Genomic DNA, 16,808 nt, shown 5'->3' on the forward strand with positions numbered 1-16,808 from the left:
TGCCACTTTTCGTCATGAGGAGGGTGGGCAAGGTCGCGCGGCTTTGCGCAGGGCGGGATCAGTCCAGGGTGCAGACGTCGACGCCATGGGGCAATGTGCTGACCACATGGCCTTGTTCTGTTTTGCGGACATCATAGCCGTAGCCGCGCAGTCGGAACTTCCATTCGCGGTCGGACAGGGCGCTTGCGCGTTCGTTCATCACGAAGGTGCGGACTTCGGACACGATGGTCGCTGTGTTGCTAGTGAAATGCATTGTTCATTCTCCGATACCAATACTCATCTATTGGAGATGATTGTTTCCACCAATCGTGTTCGGAATTGGGCAACGTAAAGGGCATTTGAAGACGTTTGTGGGGCGCGCAGACGGGCGCGTTCGACGTTCGATGCAAGAGGGTGATGTGGCAGAGAGACGGGGATTCGAACCCCGGGTACCCGTGAAGGTACAACGGATTTCGAATCCGCCCCGTTCGACCACTCCGGCACCTCTCCGCGCTGATCTGGTGTGATCGGGGGCGTGATACTGGCGGGGCGGGCTGCGTGCAAGAGGGCAGATGACTTATCTGTCAATCAAGCCAGCCGCCCCTTGGAAAGCCCTGCTGCGACACATATTGATATGTATGACCAGCAAAAGGATCACAGGCATGTTTCGCACCACATTGACGGCCGCCGCCATGGGCGCAGTTCTGGCCATTGGCACCCCGGTTTTGGCCCAGGACGCCGAAATTGATGCGCTGTTCGAAGATCTGATGCTGGAAGACATCCTTTCGATCATGCGCGAAGAGGGCCTGAGCTACGGGGCCACGATCGGGCAGGATCTGTTTGCAGGACAACCCAGCGCCGAGTGGACGGCCACCGTTGAGAGGATATACGACTATGACGTCATGGTCGGCATGGTCCGAGAGGATTTTGGCGCCGCGTTGGAGGACGTGGATTTGGCCCCGATCATCGCCTTTTTTGGATCCGACCAGGGCCAGACTATCGTCAGCCTTGAGGTTGGCGCACGCCGTGCGTTTCTGGATGAGGCCGTGGAGGCGGCCAGCGAAGAGGCCGCCGCCGCCGCGATGGCCAGCGAAGACCCCCGCATGGGGCTGGTTGAGGATTTTGTGACGATCAACAACCTGATCGAAACCAACGTCGCGGCCTCGCTGAACTCAAACCTCGCGTTTTATGGCGGGTTGGTCGATGGCGGTGCCTTTGGCGGGTCGTTGACAGAAGAGCAGATTTTGATAGACGTTTGGGGCCAAGAGGCTGAAATCCGCGCCAACACCACGCAATGGATCCATTCTTTCTTGTTCTTGGCCTATGCCCCCTTGGATGAGGCGGATTTGCTGGCCTACATCGCGTTTTCTGAAACCGACGCGGGGGAAGAGATCAACCGCGCCATGTTTGTCAGCTTCGAGAGGTTGTTCAACGGGATCAGCCGGTCATTGGGCCGCGCTGCGGCCAATGAGATGACAAGCCAGGATCTGTAAATCTACACGTTAGAGACCACCATGATCGCCGTGATCAGGGCGGCGTAATTGGTCTGATACAATGCGGCGTCCGATTGCATCTGCAGGGTGTGGGGCGCACGGACGGAGGCCGGGACGTTTGCCAGATCAAACGCCGCTGTCAGGGTCGGGCCGCCGCCTGCGCGCAAATCCGACATGAGTGCGGGGTGGTTGGTTTTCACGAAGACCTCAACCTTGGCGCGCCGGTTGGCGTAAGCGGCGTTGCCCACGGCATTTGACACCGCGTTGAACGGCAAAAGAAGCGGATTGCCAAGGTGGTTGGCCTTATCGCTGCAGGCGGCTAGAAAACACAGACAAAGAAGGGCCGATTTGCGCATGAAGATCGCCTCATATGGGTTGACTTGCAGGCGATTTGGCCAGATAAGCCGCCATCCGAGCAAGGCTTTGTTCGGGACATAAGCGAAAATTCGCCCCAGACGGGCGCGCTGTCCACGGGTTGCAGATGCGATGAACGCCTTGGAAACAAGGGGCCCCAGAGACGCGATGGAAAAGGAAAAGACAATGTTTGCGGTTCTTAAAACCGGTGGCAAGCAGTACCGAGTCGCCTCTGGCGACGTTCTGCGTATCGAGAAAATCGCAGCCGAGGCTGGCGATAAAGTTCAATTCAACGACGTTTTGATGGTCGGCAACACCGTGGGTGCTCCGCTGGTCGAAGACGCTGGCGTTCAGGCCGAGGTCATTGACCAGATCAAAGGCGAAAAGACGATCAACTTCGTCAAGCGTCGCCGGAAGCACTCCTCCAAGCGCACCAAGGGCCACCGTCAGCAGCTGACGCTGGTTCGCATCACCGACATCCTTGAAAAGGGTGCTGGGAAATCCGGTGTCATGGCGGCTGTTGCCGGTGCGGGCTTTATGTCTGCGGCGATGATGGAACGCGCAAACGCCAAAGGCGCGCCGACGTCTGAAAAGGCTGCAGCTGCGGCTGAACGTGCGTCCGCCCCCAAGAAAGCGGCACCTGCCAAGAAAGCAGCCCCCGCCAAGACGGCCGAGCCCGCAAAGGCGGCTGAAGCCCCCGCAGCGGCAGGCGCAGATGACCTCAAGGAGCTGAGCGGCGTTGGCCCAGCCCTGGAGAAAAAGCTGCACGCATCCGGCATCACAACATTCGCCCAGATCGCAGCCTGGACAGAGGCCGACGTTGAGGAGTTCGGCGAAAAGCTGTCCTTCAAAGGCCGGATCGAGCGTGAAGGCTGGATTGAGCAAGCCAAGAAACTGGCGAAGTAAGTTCGAGATTTAGGAGATCCCCAATGGCACATAAAAAAGCAGGCGGTTCATCCCGTAACGGTCGCGACTCAGCCGGTCGCCGCCTTGGCATCAAGAAGTTCGGTGGCGAAGCCGTCATCCCAGGCAACATCATTGCACGTCAGCGTGGCAACAAGTGGTGGCCAGGTGAGGGCGTCGGCGAAGGCAAGGATCACACGATCTTTGCAACCGTCGAAGGCGCCGTGTCCTTCCGCAAGGGTTTCAAGGGCCGCACGTATATTTCCGTGATGCCGGTGGCCGAGGCCGCTGAATAACCGAACCCATAGGTTTTGAAAAATAAAAGGGGTCGGTGCAAACCGGCCCCTTTTTCGTTGCCGCTGCAAGGGAAGGAGGGCGTCATGACACGAAACACTGCACAGCCCGTCCTGACGTCGGGGGATGTGTCCTTGCGCAGGGTGACACACGACGACGTCGCAGACCGGTTTGCCCTGGGTCGATCGGCTGAGATCCTGAAGGGCTATGGCGTCGATGCCGCAGAGATGGGGCCCTACACCCACGACGATGCGAAGGCGTGGGTGGCCGCCCATGTGGATAAGGATCATGCTTTTGCCATTGATCACCGTGGCGCGCTGACCGGTGTTGTGTTTTTGCATTCCCTCGATGAGACCGACAAACGTGCGATATTGGCCGTGGGACTGTTGGATGAGGCCAAACTTGATCAGGGCATCGGGGAGGCTGCGATCCGGCTGATCCTGGGTTACGCGTTTGATACATTGGGTCTGCACCGCGTGGCGTTGCGGGTGCTGGATGACAACGCCCGCGCCATCGCCTGTTACCGCAAGTTGGGATTTGTGGAGGAAGGCCGTCTTCGTGAAAACGCCCTCGTGGCGGGCCGGTGGCAGGACGACATCATGATGGGCCTGTTGGCGTCGGAGTTTCCCGCATGAGCGTTGCGATCTTGCCATTTCTGACCTTCGCGGCCAGCCAAGTGGGCACGCCGGGCCCTGCCAATATGGTGCTGCTGACAACGGGCGCGCGGTTCGGGCTGCGTCGTGCGTTGCCTTTCGTGGTGGGTGTGGCATTCGGCAAACAGTTGATCATCTGGCCGTTGGGCTTTGGCCTGATGGCGGTGCAGGAAGACTATCCGCTGGTGTTTGATATCCTGAAATGGGTGTCGGTGGCCTACATCCTTTATCTGGCGTGGCGTGTGGCTGGGATGCGACTAACCGTCGGCCAAGCCGACGACCAGCCGCCCGGCTTTCTGGCCGGACTGATCGTGCATCCGCTGAACCCCAAAGCCTGGGGCATGATCACGACCGGGTTCACAACCTTCGTGAGCGCGGGCACCCCCCCCTTGCAGGCCACCGCCACCATCGCCATCTGTTTGTTGGGTCTACAAATCCTGCTGCACCCGATCTGGACCTTCGCGGGGCAGACCATTGCAGCGGGCGTGGCTGGCAAACCGGCGGAGCGGTATTTGATGTGGACACTGGCGGCCCTGACGGTGGCGTCGGTGATCTATGCGCTATTCGGAGGAGGACGCGCACCATGACAGCACAACTTCAAATCCAGACGGATGATGCATGCCCGCAAATGACGATGACAGCGGACAGGTTCAATCTGCGGGCCTTGCGGGCCTCTGATGCGGGGCTTTTGGGGATGTATCTGGGTGACGTGCGCGTGGCAGACATGACCCGCCAGATCCCCAATCCGCTGCCACCGGATTATGTGACGAATATGATCACGCGCGCCAACGCGCCCGATCGGTCTGAGGATTTTTGGGCCATCGACGGCAGCGCTCAGGGCCATGCCGAGGTGATGGGCCTATTGAAACTCAACCGTCTGGACCGCAACCAATCCGAAATCCGCTATTGGGTGGCGCCAGCCTTTTGGAACAGCGGCATCGCATCGGAGGCTGTGGCCTGTGTGTTGGCCGCCAACCCGCAAGGTGCTTGCGATATTTATGCGGAAGTTTTTCAGGACAACCCCACATCGGCCCGCGTGCTGACCAATGCGGGCTTTGCCTATCTGGGTGACGCGGAAACCTTTAGCGTGGCGCGCGGCGCGGTGATCCCCACGTGGACCTATGTGCGCAAGATGGGCACGGCTTGAGACACGCAGCGGTTTCGCGTATCGCGTGGCCTGAGACATAAGAAAGACCGAACCCATGAAATTCCTCGACCTGTGCAAAGTCTACATCCGCTCCGGCAGCGGCGGGGGCGGGTGCATTTCGTTCCGACGTGAGAAGTATATCGAATACGGCGGGCCCAATGGCGGTGACGGCGGCAAGGGCGGTGATGTGATTATTGAGGCGGTTGATAACCTCAACACGCTTATCGATTTCCGGTATCAGCAGCATTTCTTTGCCAAGAACGGTGAGGCTGGGAAGGGCCAGCAGCGCACCGGCGCGGATGGGGCTGACATCGTCCTCAAGGTGCCAACGGGCACAGAGATCATGGACGAAGATCAGGAAACCGTCATCAAGGATATGGACACCACGGGCGAACGCTTTGTGCTGGCCAAGGGGGGCAACGGCGGCTGGGGCAACCTGCACTTCAAATCCGCCACGAACCAAGCGCCACGCCGCGCCAACCCGGGGCAAGACGGGATCGACCGCACGATCTGGCTGCGACTGAAACTGATTGCGGATGCGGGTCTGTTGGGGCTGCCCAATGCGGGCAAATCCACGTTTCTGGCCGCCACATCCAACGCACGCCCCAAGATTGCCGATTATCCGTTCACCACGTTGGTGCCCAACCTGGGCGTTGTGGGCGTGGATGGCGCAGAGTTCGTGATCGCGGATATTCCCGGCCTGATTGAGGGCGCGTCTGAGGGAAAGGGCCTGGGCGATTTGTTCCTTGGACATGTTGAGCGGTGTTCGGTGCTCTTGCATCTGATCGACGGCACCTCAGGCGATCCGGTGGGCGATTACAAAACCATCATTGGTGAGCTTGAGAATTACGACGGGCCGCTGGCCGACAAGCCGCGGGTGACGGTGTTGAATAAGGTCGACACGCTTGATGACGAGGAACGTCAGTTCATCATGGATGAGATCAAGGCGGGCACAGGCGTTGACGTGACGATGATGTCGGGGGCCACGGGCGAGGGCACGGTTGAGGTGTTGCGCGCGTTGAAAGACGAGATCGCGGAGGACAAGCTGCGGCAGAAAACTGAAAGCCAAGAGGTCGCACCTTGGCAGCCATAGCAAAGGCCAAACGGCTGGTCGTCAAGATCGGATCAGCCCTGTTGGTGGATCAAGACACAGGATTGCGGGACGATTGGCTGCGCGCTTTGGCCGAGGACGTGGCAAGGATCCGTACGCGGGGGACGGATGTAATTTTGGTGTCGTCTGGGTCCATCGCGTTAGGGCGCGGGGTGCTGGGCCTTGGGGTCGGGGATTTGCCATTGGAACAGGCGCAGGCCTCTGCCGCAGTCGGCCAGATTCGACTGGCGCGCGCCTATGAGGAGGCTTTGGCGCCCCACGGGATCACGACGGCGCAGGTGCTGGTCACGCTGGAGGACAGCGAAGATCGGCGGCGCTACCTCAATTCCCGTGCGACGATGGAGACCTTGTTGTCGCTGGGCGTGACACCCATCGTGAACGAGAATGACACGGTTGCAACGGATGAAATCCGCTATGGTGACAATGACAGGTTGGCGGCCCAAGTGGCGGTGACGGTTGGGGCGGATTGTCTGGTGTTGTTGTCTGATGTGGATGGTCTGTATACAGACAATCCAAATATGAACAAAGACGCGCAACACTATGATATCGTATCAGAAATCACGCCAGAGATTGAGGCGCAGGCGGGCGACGCGGGATCGGGCCTCAGCAAAGGTGGCATGAAGACCAAGATCATGGCGGCAAAGCTGGCCACCGATGCGGGTTGTGCCATGGCGATTACATTAGGTTTGCCCCTTAACCCCTTGAAAGCCATGGAAGACGGCGCGCGCGCCACATGGTTCACGGCGCAAACCAACCCCACAGCCGCCCGCAAACGCTGGATCGCGGCAATGAAACCGCACGGCGAGGTATTCGTCGATGCAGGGGCCGAGGCCGCGTTGAAACAAGGCAAATCACTGCTGCCCATTGGCATTACGAACGTAACGGGGGATTTTGGCCGCGGGGATGCCGTGGCCATCCTGTCACCGGCGGGGGCCCAACTTGGCTTGGGGTTGTCCCGCTATGCGGCCGCAGAGGCGCGCGCGGTGCAGGGCAAACGCAGCCAAGACATCGCAACGGCGTTGGGCTATGAAGGGCGCAGCGTATTGATCCACCGCGACGACATGGTGATTTGAATGAAAGACGACATGAATATCAACGCCCTGATGGCCGACATCGGCGCACGGGCAAAAGCGGCGAGTGCCATTCTGGCCACCGCCACCGCCGACCGCAAACATGCCGCCCTTATTGGCGCGGCTGAGGCCGTTTGGGCCAACCGGCAGGACATAATCGATGCCAACGCCGAGGATTTGGTGTTTGGTGAGGAAAAGGGCCTGTCCGCGGCCATGATGGACCGGCTAATGCTGGATGAAGACCGCATTCGCGGCATTGTGGACGCCCTGCGCGCGGTGGCGGAACAGGCAGATCCTGTGGGTGCAGTGCTTGAGGAATGGGAGCAGCCCACGGGCCTGAAAATCCGACGTGTGCGCACACCCCTTGGCGTTATTGGCGTCATTTACGAAAGCCGTCCAAATGTGACGGCAGACGCCGGCGCGCTGTGTTTGAAGGCCGGCAATGCGGTGATCCTGCGCGGCGGGTCGGAGAGCTTCCATTCCTCCCGCGCGATCCACGCCTGCCTGCAACAGGGCCTTCGCGAGGCGGGATTGCCTGAGGATTCGGTACAGCTGGTGCCCACACGTGACCGCGCGGCGGTGCAGCAAATGTTGACCATGACGGACACGATTGATGTGATCGTGCCCCGTGGTGGCGAGGGCCTTGTGGGGCTTGTCCAACGTGAGGCGCGGGTGCCGGTGTTCGCCCACCTAGAGGGGATTTGCCATATCTATGTGGGCAAAACGGCCGATAAGAACATGGCGGAACGCATTGTTTTGAATGCCAAAACCCGCCGGACGGGTATTTGTGGCGCGATGGAATGTCTGCTGATGGACTGGCAGTATTACACCCAACACGGCGCCCATCTGATTGAGGCGCTGATGGCCAAGGGTGTTGAGGTCCGTACGACTGGCAAGCTGCTGGAGACCCCAGGCACGGTTGAGGCGGCCCCGGATGATTTCGGACGTGAGTTTCTGGATATGATCGTGGCGGTGAAACTGGTCGATGGGTTGGACGAGGCCATTGATCACATCCAGACCTATGGGTCCAACCACACGGACGCCATCATCAGCGAAGATCCGGTCGCGGTAGAGACGTTCTTTAACCGTCTCGACAGTGCGATCCTGATGCATAATGCATCCACCCAGTTTGCCGATGGCGGTGAATTCGGCATGGGGGGCGAAATCGGCATTGCGACGGGCAAAATGCACGCCCGCGGGCCGGTTGGGGCGGCGCAACTGACCAGTTTCAAGTATCTGGTGTCCGGCGGCGGGGCTGTGCGCGCCTAAGTCAGAACTGGATCTTGACCCAATCGGCCCCATGGCTGAGGGACAAGATCCGGCTTGCCTCTGCCGACATTTCCGGCAGCACACCGAAATGCACCTGCGCGGGGGTCAGCTCCTCTGGGCAGATGTTCTTGCTCAGCGGGACCCAAAGAGCGGGATCAAGGTTCAAACGGTCGTGCTGGGTTTGGATCGTCCACGTGTCGCCATCGTAATCGACCGTGATATCGCCCCCCATGGGCAGGGCGGTTTCCACGCACATCATCGACAGCAAAGCCACTCGCGCATCGCGGCGACTGGTGCTGCCACTGACATTCCACGAATAACTAAGGCGGCCACCACGGGCGATGGCCTCAAGCGTGCCCAGAATTTCAGTCCGTGACACAAGCTGATCGGCTGAGGCCGCACCAAAGGCCAAGCGCAGGAATTTCAGACGTGCGGTTGCGTTTTCGACACTGTCGCCCACCAGGTTCATCTCAGGGCCTTCGGCCACACCCGCAAGGCCCAGCAGTTCAAACCCATTGCTGATCGCGCCCAATGGGTTAATGAGGTCGTGGCAAATACGAGAGCCAATGAGGGCGTTTAGGTTTGGCACAGGAGGCTCCGTCTCAGATATGCAACACTCATTATTCCAGCCCGGTATGATCGTAAGACATCCACAGAAGTCAGACTGGGGTGAAGGACAGGTACAATCGTCCGTTGGTGGTAAAGTTACGATCAATTTTCAAAATGTAGGAAAAGTCGTCATTAACGAGGCCGAAGTCTTGCTGACGATTGTCTCTTTTCCCTAACACTTCCAACAGAGTATGTAAGTCATGATTAACAATCAAGTGGTCGTGAAAGAATATTGCGCCCAAAGTGAAAGATGATGGAACGCCGTCCCAGATTCTCTGCCCGTCTTGCGTCCTGCCCAGACGAAGTGGCAGCGGCGCAAAGGCTGCGATACTCCGTTTTTGTTGAGGAAATGGGGGCAGATGGCCCCATGGTGGATCATCCGAACAGGCGAGAGATTGACGCCTTCGACGCTCATTGTGAGCAGTTGATTTTGGTGGACCAGTCGCGGGCCGCAGATGATCAGGTGGTCGGCGTTTACCGCCTTATGGATAACGCCGCCGCGAGGGCCGCTGGTGGGTTTTATTCTGAGGAGGAGTTTGATTTGACGCGGCTTCACGCCTCGGGGCGGGCGATGTTGGAATTGGGCCGCACCTGTCTGCATCCGGACTATCGGGGGGGCACCGCGATGCTTGTAATGTGGCAGGCGTTGGCCCGACAAATCGACGCCAGAGGGGTTGAGGTGTTGTTCGGCGCGGCCAGTTTTCATGGCACCGATCTGCACAGCTTGGCCCCTGCGTTGCATCGGTTGTGGCAAGACCACATGGCGCCTGAAGCATTGCGCGTCACTGCCCGCGGCGGGGCGGTGGTGCCGGATGTGAAAGACATCGACCGGATCGCCGCCATGAAACAGGTCCCCGCCTTGATCAAAGCCTATTTGCGTCTTGGCGGGGTCGTGGGGCAGGGTGTTTTCGTGGATCAGCCGTTCAACACAACGGATGTCTGTTTGATTTTGGACCTTGCCGCCATGTCTGCGCGGCAAAAGGCTATTTATGGGGCGCGGGCATGACGTGGACATCGGATGATTTGCCGCCAAGCCATAAGGTGTCCGGCCTAGGTTGGCTGCGCCTTGCGGTGCGGGGCGGCGCGGTGGCGTTTGTGACGTTTGGCTGTTTGCTGATCTTGCTTGTCGTGCGGCTGATTGAACGGCCGTTGTTTGGACAAGGGCGCCCTGTTACGCCCTTCATTACGCAGTTTGTGTGCCGCACGGCTTTTGTCCTGATGGGCATCCGCTACCGACGAGTGGGGACGCCGATGGAGGGGGCCGGTGCGGTGGTGGCAAACCATTCCTCATGGCTTGATATCTTTGCCCTCAATGCGGCCAAGCGGATCTATTTTGTGTCCAAGGCCGAGGTCGCAAAATGGCCGGGCATCGGCTGGCTGGCGCGGGCCACGGGCACGGTGTTTATTGCACGCGACCGACGAGAAGCGGCGGCGCAAGTCCAGGTTTTCAAAGACCGGTTGCGCCATGGGCACAAGCTGTTGTTTTTCCCCGAAGGCACCAGCACCGATGGCAGGCAGGTCCTGACGTTCAAACCCACTTTGTTTGCGGCGTTTTTTGATGACAGTCTGCGCGATCATATGTCGGTGCAGGCCGTGTCGGTGATCTACACGGCCCCCGAAGGCACCGATGCGCGTCATTATGGTTGGTGGGGCGATATGGAATTTGCGACGCATTTGTTTGCCACGCTGGCCACGTCGCCACAGGGCAGCGTGACGGTTGTGTATCATCCGCCCGTTCAGGTTGCAGATTTTGCCAATCGAAAAGCCCTGGCCGCGCATTTGGAAGATCAGGTGCGGGCGGGCCATGCGCGGCTGTCGCAGGTGGCGAACGATTAGATCATCGCAGCGGCGAGGGCCTTGAGCGTGTCTTGCGGCGCGTCGGTGGACCAGACTTCATCGCCCAGCCCGAAGAAATCGGTGTGGGGGGCAAACTGGCGGATCAGGTCCGCGTCAAGCACGCCTTCAGCGACGACGGGCACTTCGATCATCATCGACCACCATTCGAACAACTCAAGTTCGGCCTGACGGCCATCGCCCAAGGGGGATTGCCCGATGGGACCGAAGGAGACGTAGTCGGCGCCAAGTTCACCCGCTGTCATACCGTCATGGCGGGAGTTGTGGCAAAACGCGCCCACAATCGCATCCTCACCCAGATCCTTGCGGACCTTTTTCACGGACCGTGCCGCATCCGTCAGGTGCACGCCATCAAGGCCAAGACGTTCGACCAACAGCATATGGGTGTCCATCACCAGGGCCACATCGCGGTCATGGGTGACCATGCGAAGCGCGTCTGCGGCGCGGGCAATGCGGTCTTCGTCTTTGGTTCCAAGGCTAAGGCGGACGCAGGCGACTTCGGTTGTATCCAGACAGGCCGCCAGTTGGTCAGGAAAACTGGAGAGCTCGAAATCGCTGGGCGTTATCAGATAGATCTGCGGATGATCGGGGGCGTTGATATCGTCAGTCATGGCGGTCATCCTTGGTCGTGTCGCGCGTCTATAGCGCCCAAATTGCCCTTTGGATAGGGGGCTGCTAAGGGGGGCGCGCAATTCCTATGACGGAGCCTGACCATGCCCACCGACCGCGCCCAACCGGCCTTTGTGTTGATCCGCCCGCAGATGGGTGAAAACATCGGGGCGGCGGCCCGTGCGATGTGGAATTTCGGGCTGGACCGCATGCGCATCGTCGCCCCGCGCGACGGCTGGCCAAACCCGTCCGCTGTGGCCATGGCGTCAGGCGCGGGACGCCTATTGGATGAGGCGGAGGTTGCTGGCGACGTGGCCGAGGGGCTGGCCGACCGCACCTATGTCTATGCCACCACGGCCCGCCCGCGTGAATTGACCAAGCCCGTGTTTTCGCCTGAAGCCGCCATGCGCGACGCCGCCGCACGTATCGCACGCGGAGAGAAGGTCGCGGTGATGTTCGGGCCCGAAAGATCAGGTATGGAGAACGCCGATATTGCCCATGCGCAGGCCATTATCACCGTGCCCGTGAACCCTGATTTTCCGTCACTGAACCTTGCGCAATGTGTGTTGCTTGTCGGCTATGAATGGCGCCGCGCCTGCGAAGAGGTGACGGACGTTGTCGTGCAGGGCCAACGCACGGATGTGGCGGAGCACCGTGATATCGAAGCCCTTGCACGTCATTATGAGGACCGGTTGGAGGAGGCGGGATTCTTTTATCCTGACCACAAGGCCGAGAACATGAAGGTGAACCTGCGCAACCTTTGGGCGCGGATGCCGCTGACACGGGCGGATGTGCAGATGCTGCATGGGGCGCTGCGTCAATTGTTGCGCGGAAAAACGAAGTAGGGATGATCTGGTCCTGCGGACACGATCTGGTCCTGCGGACGGCGGGGGGGGCGCCGCTGGCGCGGCGGATAGAGGCTTGGATGTTTGGCTCGGGTTGGAGCCTCCGGCGGGAGTTTTTTGGGGTCAGATGAAGGGGGGGTGCGGCGCTTTGGCGGCGCCCTCGTGCGCGGGTTGCCCATGGGGGGCACGCGGCATAGATTGCGCCCAACAAGCCAAGAGGTGAGACATGGCAATCAAGCCGCGCAGTATTTTCGAAGAGGTCAGCGAGACGCAAAAGCCGGTGGCCGCCCCAGGTGGGATTGACGCCAAGGGGCGGGGTGCGCGTGGGGCGATCCGTGTCTGGTTGATGATGCTTTTCGCGCTGGTTGTGGTGATGATCACCGTGGGTGGTTTGACGCGTCTGACGGACAGCGGCCTATCGATCACCGAATGGGCACCGCTGTCCGGGTCTGTGCCGCCCCTGAATGCGGCCCAGTGGGAGGCCGAGTTTGAGGCCTATAAGCAAATCCCAGAATACACCGAGCAAAACGCAGGTATGTCCATGGCCGAGTTCAAGGTGATTTACTGGTGGGAATGGGGGCACCGGCAGTTGGGGCGGTTTATTGGCCTCGTCTGGGGGCTTGGCTTTGCTTATTTTCTTGTGCGGCGACAGATCCCCACGGGATGGACCGGACGGCTGGTGTTTATTGGTGCCTTGGGCGGTTTGCAGGGGGCGATAGGATGGTGGATGGTGCATTCGGGCCTGCAAGAGGGCATGCTGGACGTGGCATCGTACCGGTTGGCCACCCATTTGGGGCTGGCCTTTGTGATCCTTGGGTTCATCGCATGGTACACGTTTTCGCTGGGCCGGCGAGAGGCTGATTTGATGCAGGCGCGGCGTGCGGGGGATGCAGGGCTGGTGACGCTCTCGGGCGTCCTTGTGGGGTTTGCCTTGGTGCAGATTTTGTTGGGCGCGCTTGTGGCGGGCATTGATGCGGGACGAAATTTCCCCAACTGGCCGTTGATGACCACGGGCACAGGGGCGTCGTTCTTTCCACCTGACCCATTTTCGTTAACGCCAATTTGGCGCAATTTCTTTGAGGACGCAGGATTGGTGCAGTTTGTGCACCGGATGTCCGGTTATCTGTTGATGGCCTTTGCCGTTTTCGTGTGGTGGCGGGCGCGACGGTCGCCCAACACGCAGACGCGGTTCGGCTTTAATGCTATGCTTGCCTTGATGGTGGTTCAGATGGTGATTGGGATCCTCACAGTTCTTTATTCGGCACCGGTGCAGATTGCGATTGTACACCAGCTCACAGCCGTTGTGCTGTGGATCGCAATTTTGCGGGCGCGTTTTCTGGCACGGTATCCGATCGCTCAATCCATAAGGGGATAAGACATGGCAGCCTATGAAGATTTGATGGCGTTTGAGCGCGAGACACAGGCGTTGGCGCAAGTGGCGGGCCGATTGGGTTGGGATCAGGAAACGATGATGCCCCGCGACGCGGGCCCTCAGCGCGGCGAAGAGATGGCCGCGATGGAGGGCGTTTTGCATGCGCGCAGGACGGATCCGCGTGTGGCCGACTGGCTTGAAGCGGCAGAGCCTGTAGGTGAGGTTGAGGCCGCTCAGCTTCACCACATCAAGCGATCCTATACGCGCGCCAGCAAAGTGCCCGCGAAGCTTGCCGCACAGATCGCGCGGGTGACCTCAGAGGCGCAGGGAACGTGGGCTGCGGCACGGGAGGTCGACGATTTTGCAACCTTTGCGCCTGTTCTTCGCGAGGTTGTGGCGCTGAAACGCGAGGAGGGGGCAGCGCTTTCGGCGGGGGGCGATGTCTATGATGCCATGCTCGACGATTATGAGCCCGGCGCCACGGCGGCAGAGCTTGCGGCGATGTTTGATGCGTTGCGGCCGGGGTTGGTGGCGTTGCGGTCCGCTGTTCTGGATGCGCCCGCGCCACCTGAATTGCAGGGTGAGTTTGATGAAGGCGCGCAGATGAAGCTGTCGCGCCAAATCGCCAAGGTCTTTGGCTATGACATGGCGATGGGGCGTGTGGACAAGGCGGTTCATCCGTTTTCCAGCGGGTCGGGCCTTGATGTGCGGATTACCACGCGCACGTCACAGAGTGACCCGTTCAATTGCATTTTTTCGACCATTCATGAGGTGGGTCATGCGGCCTATGAACAAGGGATCGACCGGCGCTATTTGCTAACGCCCCTGGGGGGCGGTGTGTCCATGGGGGTGCATGAAAGCCAAAGCCGGATTTACGAAAACCAGATCGGGCGCAGCCGTGCGTTTACGGGATGGCTTTATGGACAGATGCGCGATGCCTTTGGCGATTTCGGGATCGCGGATGAGGATACGTTTTATGCCTGCGTGAACCGTGTGCAGAATGGCTACATCCGCACGGAAGCTGATGAGGTGCAGTATAATCTGCATGTGCTGTTGCGGTTCGACCTGGAACGCGCGTTGATTGCTCGGGATCTTGAGGTTGAGGACCTTGAAGGGGCTTGGAACGAGCGGTTTGAGGCGGATTTCGGGGTTGCCGTGGATCGTGCCAGCAATGGTGTTCTTCAGGATGTGCATTGGTCTGTCGGGTTGTTTGGGTATTTCCCGACGTATTCGTTGGGCAATGTCTATGCAGGGTGTCTGAACGAAGCGATGCGGGCCGCGGTGCCGGATTTGGACAGCGCATTGGCCGAGGGCAATACTGCGCCTGCAACCGATTGGTTGCGCGAGAATGTGCAACGTCACGGGGGGCTTTATGCGCCACGTGATTTGATTGGGCAGGCGAATGGGGCCACCCCGAGCGAGGCACCGTTGTTGCGATATCTGGATAAGAAATTTCGTGGGATTTACGGCATCTGATCTTAAATTCGCTTTGGCTTTGCCAATCTGATCGCTTGGCGGTTTCGAATGAGCTTTGCTCATCCGACGGGTGCCCCTGACGGGGCGCAATAGGGGCGCTGCCCCGCAGACCTGCGGTCTGCCCCCCGAGGTATTTATGACCCAAAGAAGCAGGGGCGTTTGGGCGGGGGCGTGGTTAGGTCCAGTTTGGGGGACGTTTTTCCAAGAAGGCCGTGATGCCTTCGTTGGTTTGGACGTCAGCCATGTTTTGCACCATTACATCGCCGGTGTAGGCGTAGGCGTCGGCGGTTGTCATCTGTGCCTGAGCGTAGAACGCTTCTTTGCCATAGGTGACAGCGGCGGGGAGCTTTTGGGCCACTGTCAGGGCCAGATCGCGCGTGTGTTGGGCCAGTTCACTGTCGGGGACGGTGCGGTTGATCAGCCCGATCTCGCGCGCCTCGGAGGCGAGGAGAAAACGACCGGTTGTGAGCATTTCAAAGGCCTGCTTGCGCGGGACGTTGCGGGTCAGCGCGACCATGGGCGTCGAGCAAAACAGGCCAATATTGACGCCGTTGACCCCAAAGCGGGTGGTGTCGGCGGCCACAGCCATGTCGCAGGTGGCAACCAATTGGCAGCCTGCGGCGGTGGCAATGCCATGCACCTGTGCGATGACGGGTTGGGGCAGGGACTGCACGGTCTGCATCATCGTAGCACACCGATCAAAAAGATCGCGCCATGCGACTGTGCCGCCATCCGCATTTTGTCGCGCGGCCTGCATTTCTTTCAGATCATGCCCCGCGCAGAAGGCCTTGCCCGCCCCGGACAAGATCACCGCGCGGATGGTTTTGTCGGTTTTCAGTGCATCCAGTTCTGTTTGCAGCGCGACCAACATCGCATCGCTGAGCGCATTGAGGTTGTCGGGGCTGTTCAACGTCAGATGCGCGATATGGTCGGCGTCGGTGCGGGTCAGCAAGGTCATGTCTTGTCCTTTGGCAAAAGTTGACGGAACCTTAGGCAGGCACGAAAGGAAACGCCATGGAAATGAAGATGGATCAGGCCGCATTGCAGGCCTTTCTGGACCGCGATTTTCCGCAAGTCGCCGGTATGTTTGCCTTCGTCGAGGTTGCACCGCCGGTCGTGTCCATGGCGTTGATCGCCTCTGATCAGCATTTGCGGCCAGGGGGTACGGTGTCTGGCCCATCAATGTTTGGGCTGGCTGATGTCTGCGCCTATTTCTGCATCCTGAGTGTGCTTGGCCCGGTGGGCTTGGCGGTGACGACGAATTGTTCGATTGATTTCATGCGCAAACCTCCGCCCGGTCGGCTGATTTGCCGGATGGAGCTGTTGAAACTGGGGCGGGCCTTGGCCGTCTGCGAAGGGCGCATTTTCAGCGAGGGGGCACAGGACAAGCCCGTTGCGCGGGCGTCTTTGACGTACTCCATTCCACCAACGGGCTGAGCCAAAAAGGCCGGTTTGAAAACCGGCCCAGTCTCGACGTGGCCAAGATCGCGGGTCAGTCGCGCCAGAACGGTTTGGCGGCCTCACGGGCGGCGGTGACCGGATCGAGGCCGACGTCCGACAGCAGATGGTGTGGCATTTTCGACAGATGTTTGCGCGTGCGGTGGCGGGCATCCCATTTCGTCACCGCAACCGCGACGACCACCGCCCAATTGGCGAGCGCGGGGAGGCGGTCGGCATTGGACAGAACGGACAGGCGGATATCGGTGAGAGCGTGTGACATGGGATGTTCCTTTTCGGTCACGGGTTGATTGTATGGATACAAATTGGCAT

At 59.7% G+C, this 16,808-nt stretch carries 22 protein-coding genes and 1 tRNA gene; 16 read left to right on the forward strand and 7 right to left on the reverse strand.

The window, feature by feature from the left end; genetic code table 11:
* Positions 1-58: 58 nt before the first annotated feature.
* Together PSJ8397_RS01545 and PSJ8397_RS01550 are read right to left on the reverse strand one after the other, a co-directional pair.
* Positions 59-253, reverse strand: coding sequence for a hypothetical protein (locus tag PSJ8397_RS01545; RefSeq protein ID WP_085862797.1), 195 nt, complete (start codon positions 251-253; stop codon positions 59-61).
* Positions 254-399: 146 nt separating this feature from the next.
* Positions 400-489, reverse strand: a tRNA-Ser gene (locus PSJ8397_RS01550).
* Between the two features lie 152 nt (positions 490-641).
* Between PSJ8397_RS01550 and PSJ8397_RS01555 the strand changes: the two genes are divergently transcribed.
* On the forward strand, positions 642-1,472 hold the full coding sequence (locus PSJ8397_RS01555; RefSeq protein ID WP_085862798.1) for a DUF2059 domain-containing protein: 831 nt from the start codon (positions 642-644) through the stop codon (positions 1,470-1,472).
* A 2-nt stretch (positions 1,473-1,474) separates the two neighbouring features.
* Here PSJ8397_RS01555 and PSJ8397_RS01560 read toward each other — a convergent pair whose 3' ends face one another.
* Positions 1,475-1,828, reverse strand: a complete 354-nt coding sequence (locus tag PSJ8397_RS01560) for a hypothetical protein (protein WP_085862799.1) — start codon at positions 1,826-1,828, stop codon at positions 1,475-1,477.
* Between the two features lie 184 nt (positions 1,829-2,012).
* On the opposite strand from PSJ8397_RS01560, the gene PSJ8397_RS01565 reads away from it, so the two are divergent.
* The 8 genes from PSJ8397_RS01565 to PSJ8397_RS01600 all read left to right on the forward strand — a co-directional run bounded on the left by PSJ8397_RS01565 (position 2,013) and on the right by PSJ8397_RS01600 (position 8,273).
* Positions 2,013-2,732, forward strand: a complete 720-nt coding sequence (locus PSJ8397_RS01565) for a 50S ribosomal protein L21 (RefSeq protein WP_085862800.1) — start codon at positions 2,013-2,015, stop codon at positions 2,730-2,732.
* 23 nt (positions 2,733-2,755) lie between these two features.
* The gene (gene rpmA / locus PSJ8397_RS01570; protein WP_085862801.1) at positions 2,756-3,025 is read left to right on the forward strand and encodes a 50S ribosomal protein L27; all 270 of its coding nucleotides are present in this window, start codon (positions 2,756-2,758) and stop codon (positions 3,023-3,025) included.
* Between the two features lie 84 nt (positions 3,026-3,109).
* Positions 3,110-3,658 carry a GNAT family N-acetyltransferase gene (locus tag PSJ8397_RS01575; RefSeq protein WP_085862802.1) on the forward strand — a complete coding sequence of 183 codons (549 nt, stop codon included), beginning with the start codon at positions 3,110-3,112 and terminating at the stop codon, positions 3,656-3,658.
* Positions 3,655-4,263, forward strand: a complete 609-nt coding sequence (locus PSJ8397_RS01580; RefSeq protein WP_085862803.1) for a LysE family translocator — start codon at positions 3,655-3,657, stop codon at positions 4,261-4,263. The genes PSJ8397_RS01575 and PSJ8397_RS01580 overlap by 4 nt, the downstream gene beginning before the upstream one ends.
* On the forward strand, positions 4,260-4,823 hold the full coding sequence (locus tag PSJ8397_RS01585) for a GNAT family N-acetyltransferase (RefSeq protein ID WP_085862804.1): 564 nt from the start codon (positions 4,260-4,262) through the stop codon (positions 4,821-4,823). The genes PSJ8397_RS01580 and PSJ8397_RS01585 overlap by 4 nt, the downstream gene beginning before the upstream one ends.
* A 55-nt stretch (positions 4,824-4,878) precedes the next feature.
* Positions 4,879-5,916, forward strand: coding sequence for a GTPase ObgE (gene obgE, locus PSJ8397_RS01590; protein ID WP_085862805.1), 1,038 nt, complete (start codon positions 4,879-4,881; stop codon positions 5,914-5,916).
* Positions 5,904-7,007: a glutamate 5-kinase gene (proB, locus tag PSJ8397_RS01595; protein ID WP_085862806.1), complete on the forward strand. Its 1,104-nt coding sequence runs from the start codon at positions 5,904-5,906 to the stop codon at positions 7,005-7,007. The genes obgE and proB overlap by 13 nt, the downstream gene beginning before the upstream one ends.
* Positions 7,008-8,273 (forward strand): glutamate-5-semialdehyde dehydrogenase, encoded by a 1,266-nt coding sequence (locus PSJ8397_RS01600; RefSeq protein WP_085862807.1) that lies wholly within the window; start codon positions 7,008-7,010, stop codon positions 8,271-8,273.
* Between the two features lies 1 nt (position 8,274).
* On the opposite strand, the gene PSJ8397_RS01605 is transcribed toward PSJ8397_RS01600, so the two are convergent.
* Positions 8,275-8,862, reverse strand: a complete 588-nt coding sequence (locus PSJ8397_RS01605; RefSeq protein WP_143515317.1) for a histidine phosphotransferase family protein — start codon at positions 8,860-8,862, stop codon at positions 8,275-8,277.
* A 46-nt stretch (positions 8,863-8,908) separates the two neighbouring features.
* Between PSJ8397_RS01605 and PSJ8397_RS01610 the strand changes: the two genes are divergently transcribed.
* The 3 genes from PSJ8397_RS01610 (at position 8,909) to PSJ8397_RS01620 (ending at position 10,718) form a co-directional block, all read left to right on the forward strand.
* Complete coding sequence (locus PSJ8397_RS01610) at positions 8,909-9,058, forward strand: DUF3553 domain-containing protein (protein WP_085862809.1); 150 nt, start codon at positions 8,909-8,911, stop codon at positions 9,056-9,058.
* A gap of 74 nt (positions 9,059-9,132) precedes the next feature.
* On the forward strand, positions 9,133-9,888 hold the full coding sequence (locus PSJ8397_RS01615; protein WP_085862810.1) for a GNAT family N-acetyltransferase: 756 nt from the start codon (positions 9,133-9,135) through the stop codon (positions 9,886-9,888).
* Positions 9,885-10,718 (forward strand): lysophospholipid acyltransferase family protein, encoded by an 834-nt coding sequence (locus PSJ8397_RS01620; protein WP_085862811.1) that lies wholly within the window; start codon positions 9,885-9,887, stop codon positions 10,716-10,718. Before PSJ8397_RS01615 ends, PSJ8397_RS01620 begins: the two co-directional genes overlap by 4 nt.
* On the opposite strand, the gene PSJ8397_RS01625 is transcribed toward PSJ8397_RS01620, so the two are convergent.
* Positions 10,715-11,347 carry a thiamine phosphate synthase gene (locus PSJ8397_RS01625; RefSeq protein WP_085863446.1) on the reverse strand — a complete coding sequence of 211 codons (633 nt, stop codon included), beginning with the start codon at positions 11,345-11,347 and terminating at the stop codon, positions 10,715-10,717. The two genes, PSJ8397_RS01620 and PSJ8397_RS01625, sit on opposite strands and share 4 nt — an antisense overlap.
* A gap of 102 nt (positions 11,348-11,449) precedes the next feature.
* Between PSJ8397_RS01625 and PSJ8397_RS01630 the strand changes: the two genes are divergently transcribed.
* The 3 genes from PSJ8397_RS01630 (at position 11,450) to PSJ8397_RS01640 (ending at position 15,038) form a co-directional block, all read left to right on the forward strand.
* Positions 11,450-12,190 carry an RNA methyltransferase gene (locus PSJ8397_RS01630; protein ID WP_085862812.1) on the forward strand — a complete coding sequence of 247 codons (741 nt, stop codon included), beginning with the start codon at positions 11,450-11,452 and terminating at the stop codon, positions 12,188-12,190.
* Between the two features lie 226 nt (positions 12,191-12,416).
* Positions 12,417-13,565, forward strand: coding sequence for a heme A synthase (ctaA, locus tag PSJ8397_RS01635; RefSeq protein ID WP_085862813.1), 1,149 nt, complete (start codon positions 12,417-12,419; stop codon positions 13,563-13,565).
* A gap of 3 nt (positions 13,566-13,568) precedes the next feature.
* Complete coding sequence (locus PSJ8397_RS01640; protein ID WP_085862814.1) at positions 13,569-15,038, forward strand: carboxypeptidase M32; 1,470 nt, start codon at positions 13,569-13,571, stop codon at positions 15,036-15,038.
* Positions 15,039-15,213: 175 nt separating this feature from the next.
* Here PSJ8397_RS01640 and PSJ8397_RS01645 read toward each other — a convergent pair whose 3' ends face one another.
* The gene (locus tag PSJ8397_RS01645; RefSeq protein ID WP_085862815.1) at positions 15,214-15,996 is read right to left on the reverse strand and encodes an enoyl-CoA hydratase; all 783 of its coding nucleotides are present in this window, start codon (positions 15,994-15,996) and stop codon (positions 15,214-15,216) included.
* Positions 15,997-16,052: 56 nt separating this feature from the next.
* Between PSJ8397_RS01645 and PSJ8397_RS01650 the strand changes: the two genes are divergently transcribed.
* The gene (locus PSJ8397_RS01650) at positions 16,053-16,475 is read left to right on the forward strand and encodes a PaaI family thioesterase (protein ID WP_085862816.1); all 423 of its coding nucleotides are present in this window, start codon (positions 16,053-16,055) and stop codon (positions 16,473-16,475) included.
* Between the two features lie 55 nt (positions 16,476-16,530).
* On the opposite strand, the gene PSJ8397_RS01655 is transcribed toward PSJ8397_RS01650, so the two are convergent.
* On the reverse strand, positions 16,531-16,758 hold the full coding sequence (locus PSJ8397_RS01655; protein WP_085862817.1) for a DUF1127 domain-containing protein: 228 nt from the start codon (positions 16,756-16,758) through the stop codon (positions 16,531-16,533).
* Positions 16,759-16,808: the final 50 nt, after the last annotated feature.

The organism is Pseudooctadecabacter jejudonensis, assembly GCF_900172275.1.
In the GTDB taxonomy this organism is placed as follows: Bacteria; Pseudomonadota; Alphaproteobacteria; order Rhodobacterales; family Rhodobacteraceae; genus Octadecabacter; species Octadecabacter jejudonensis.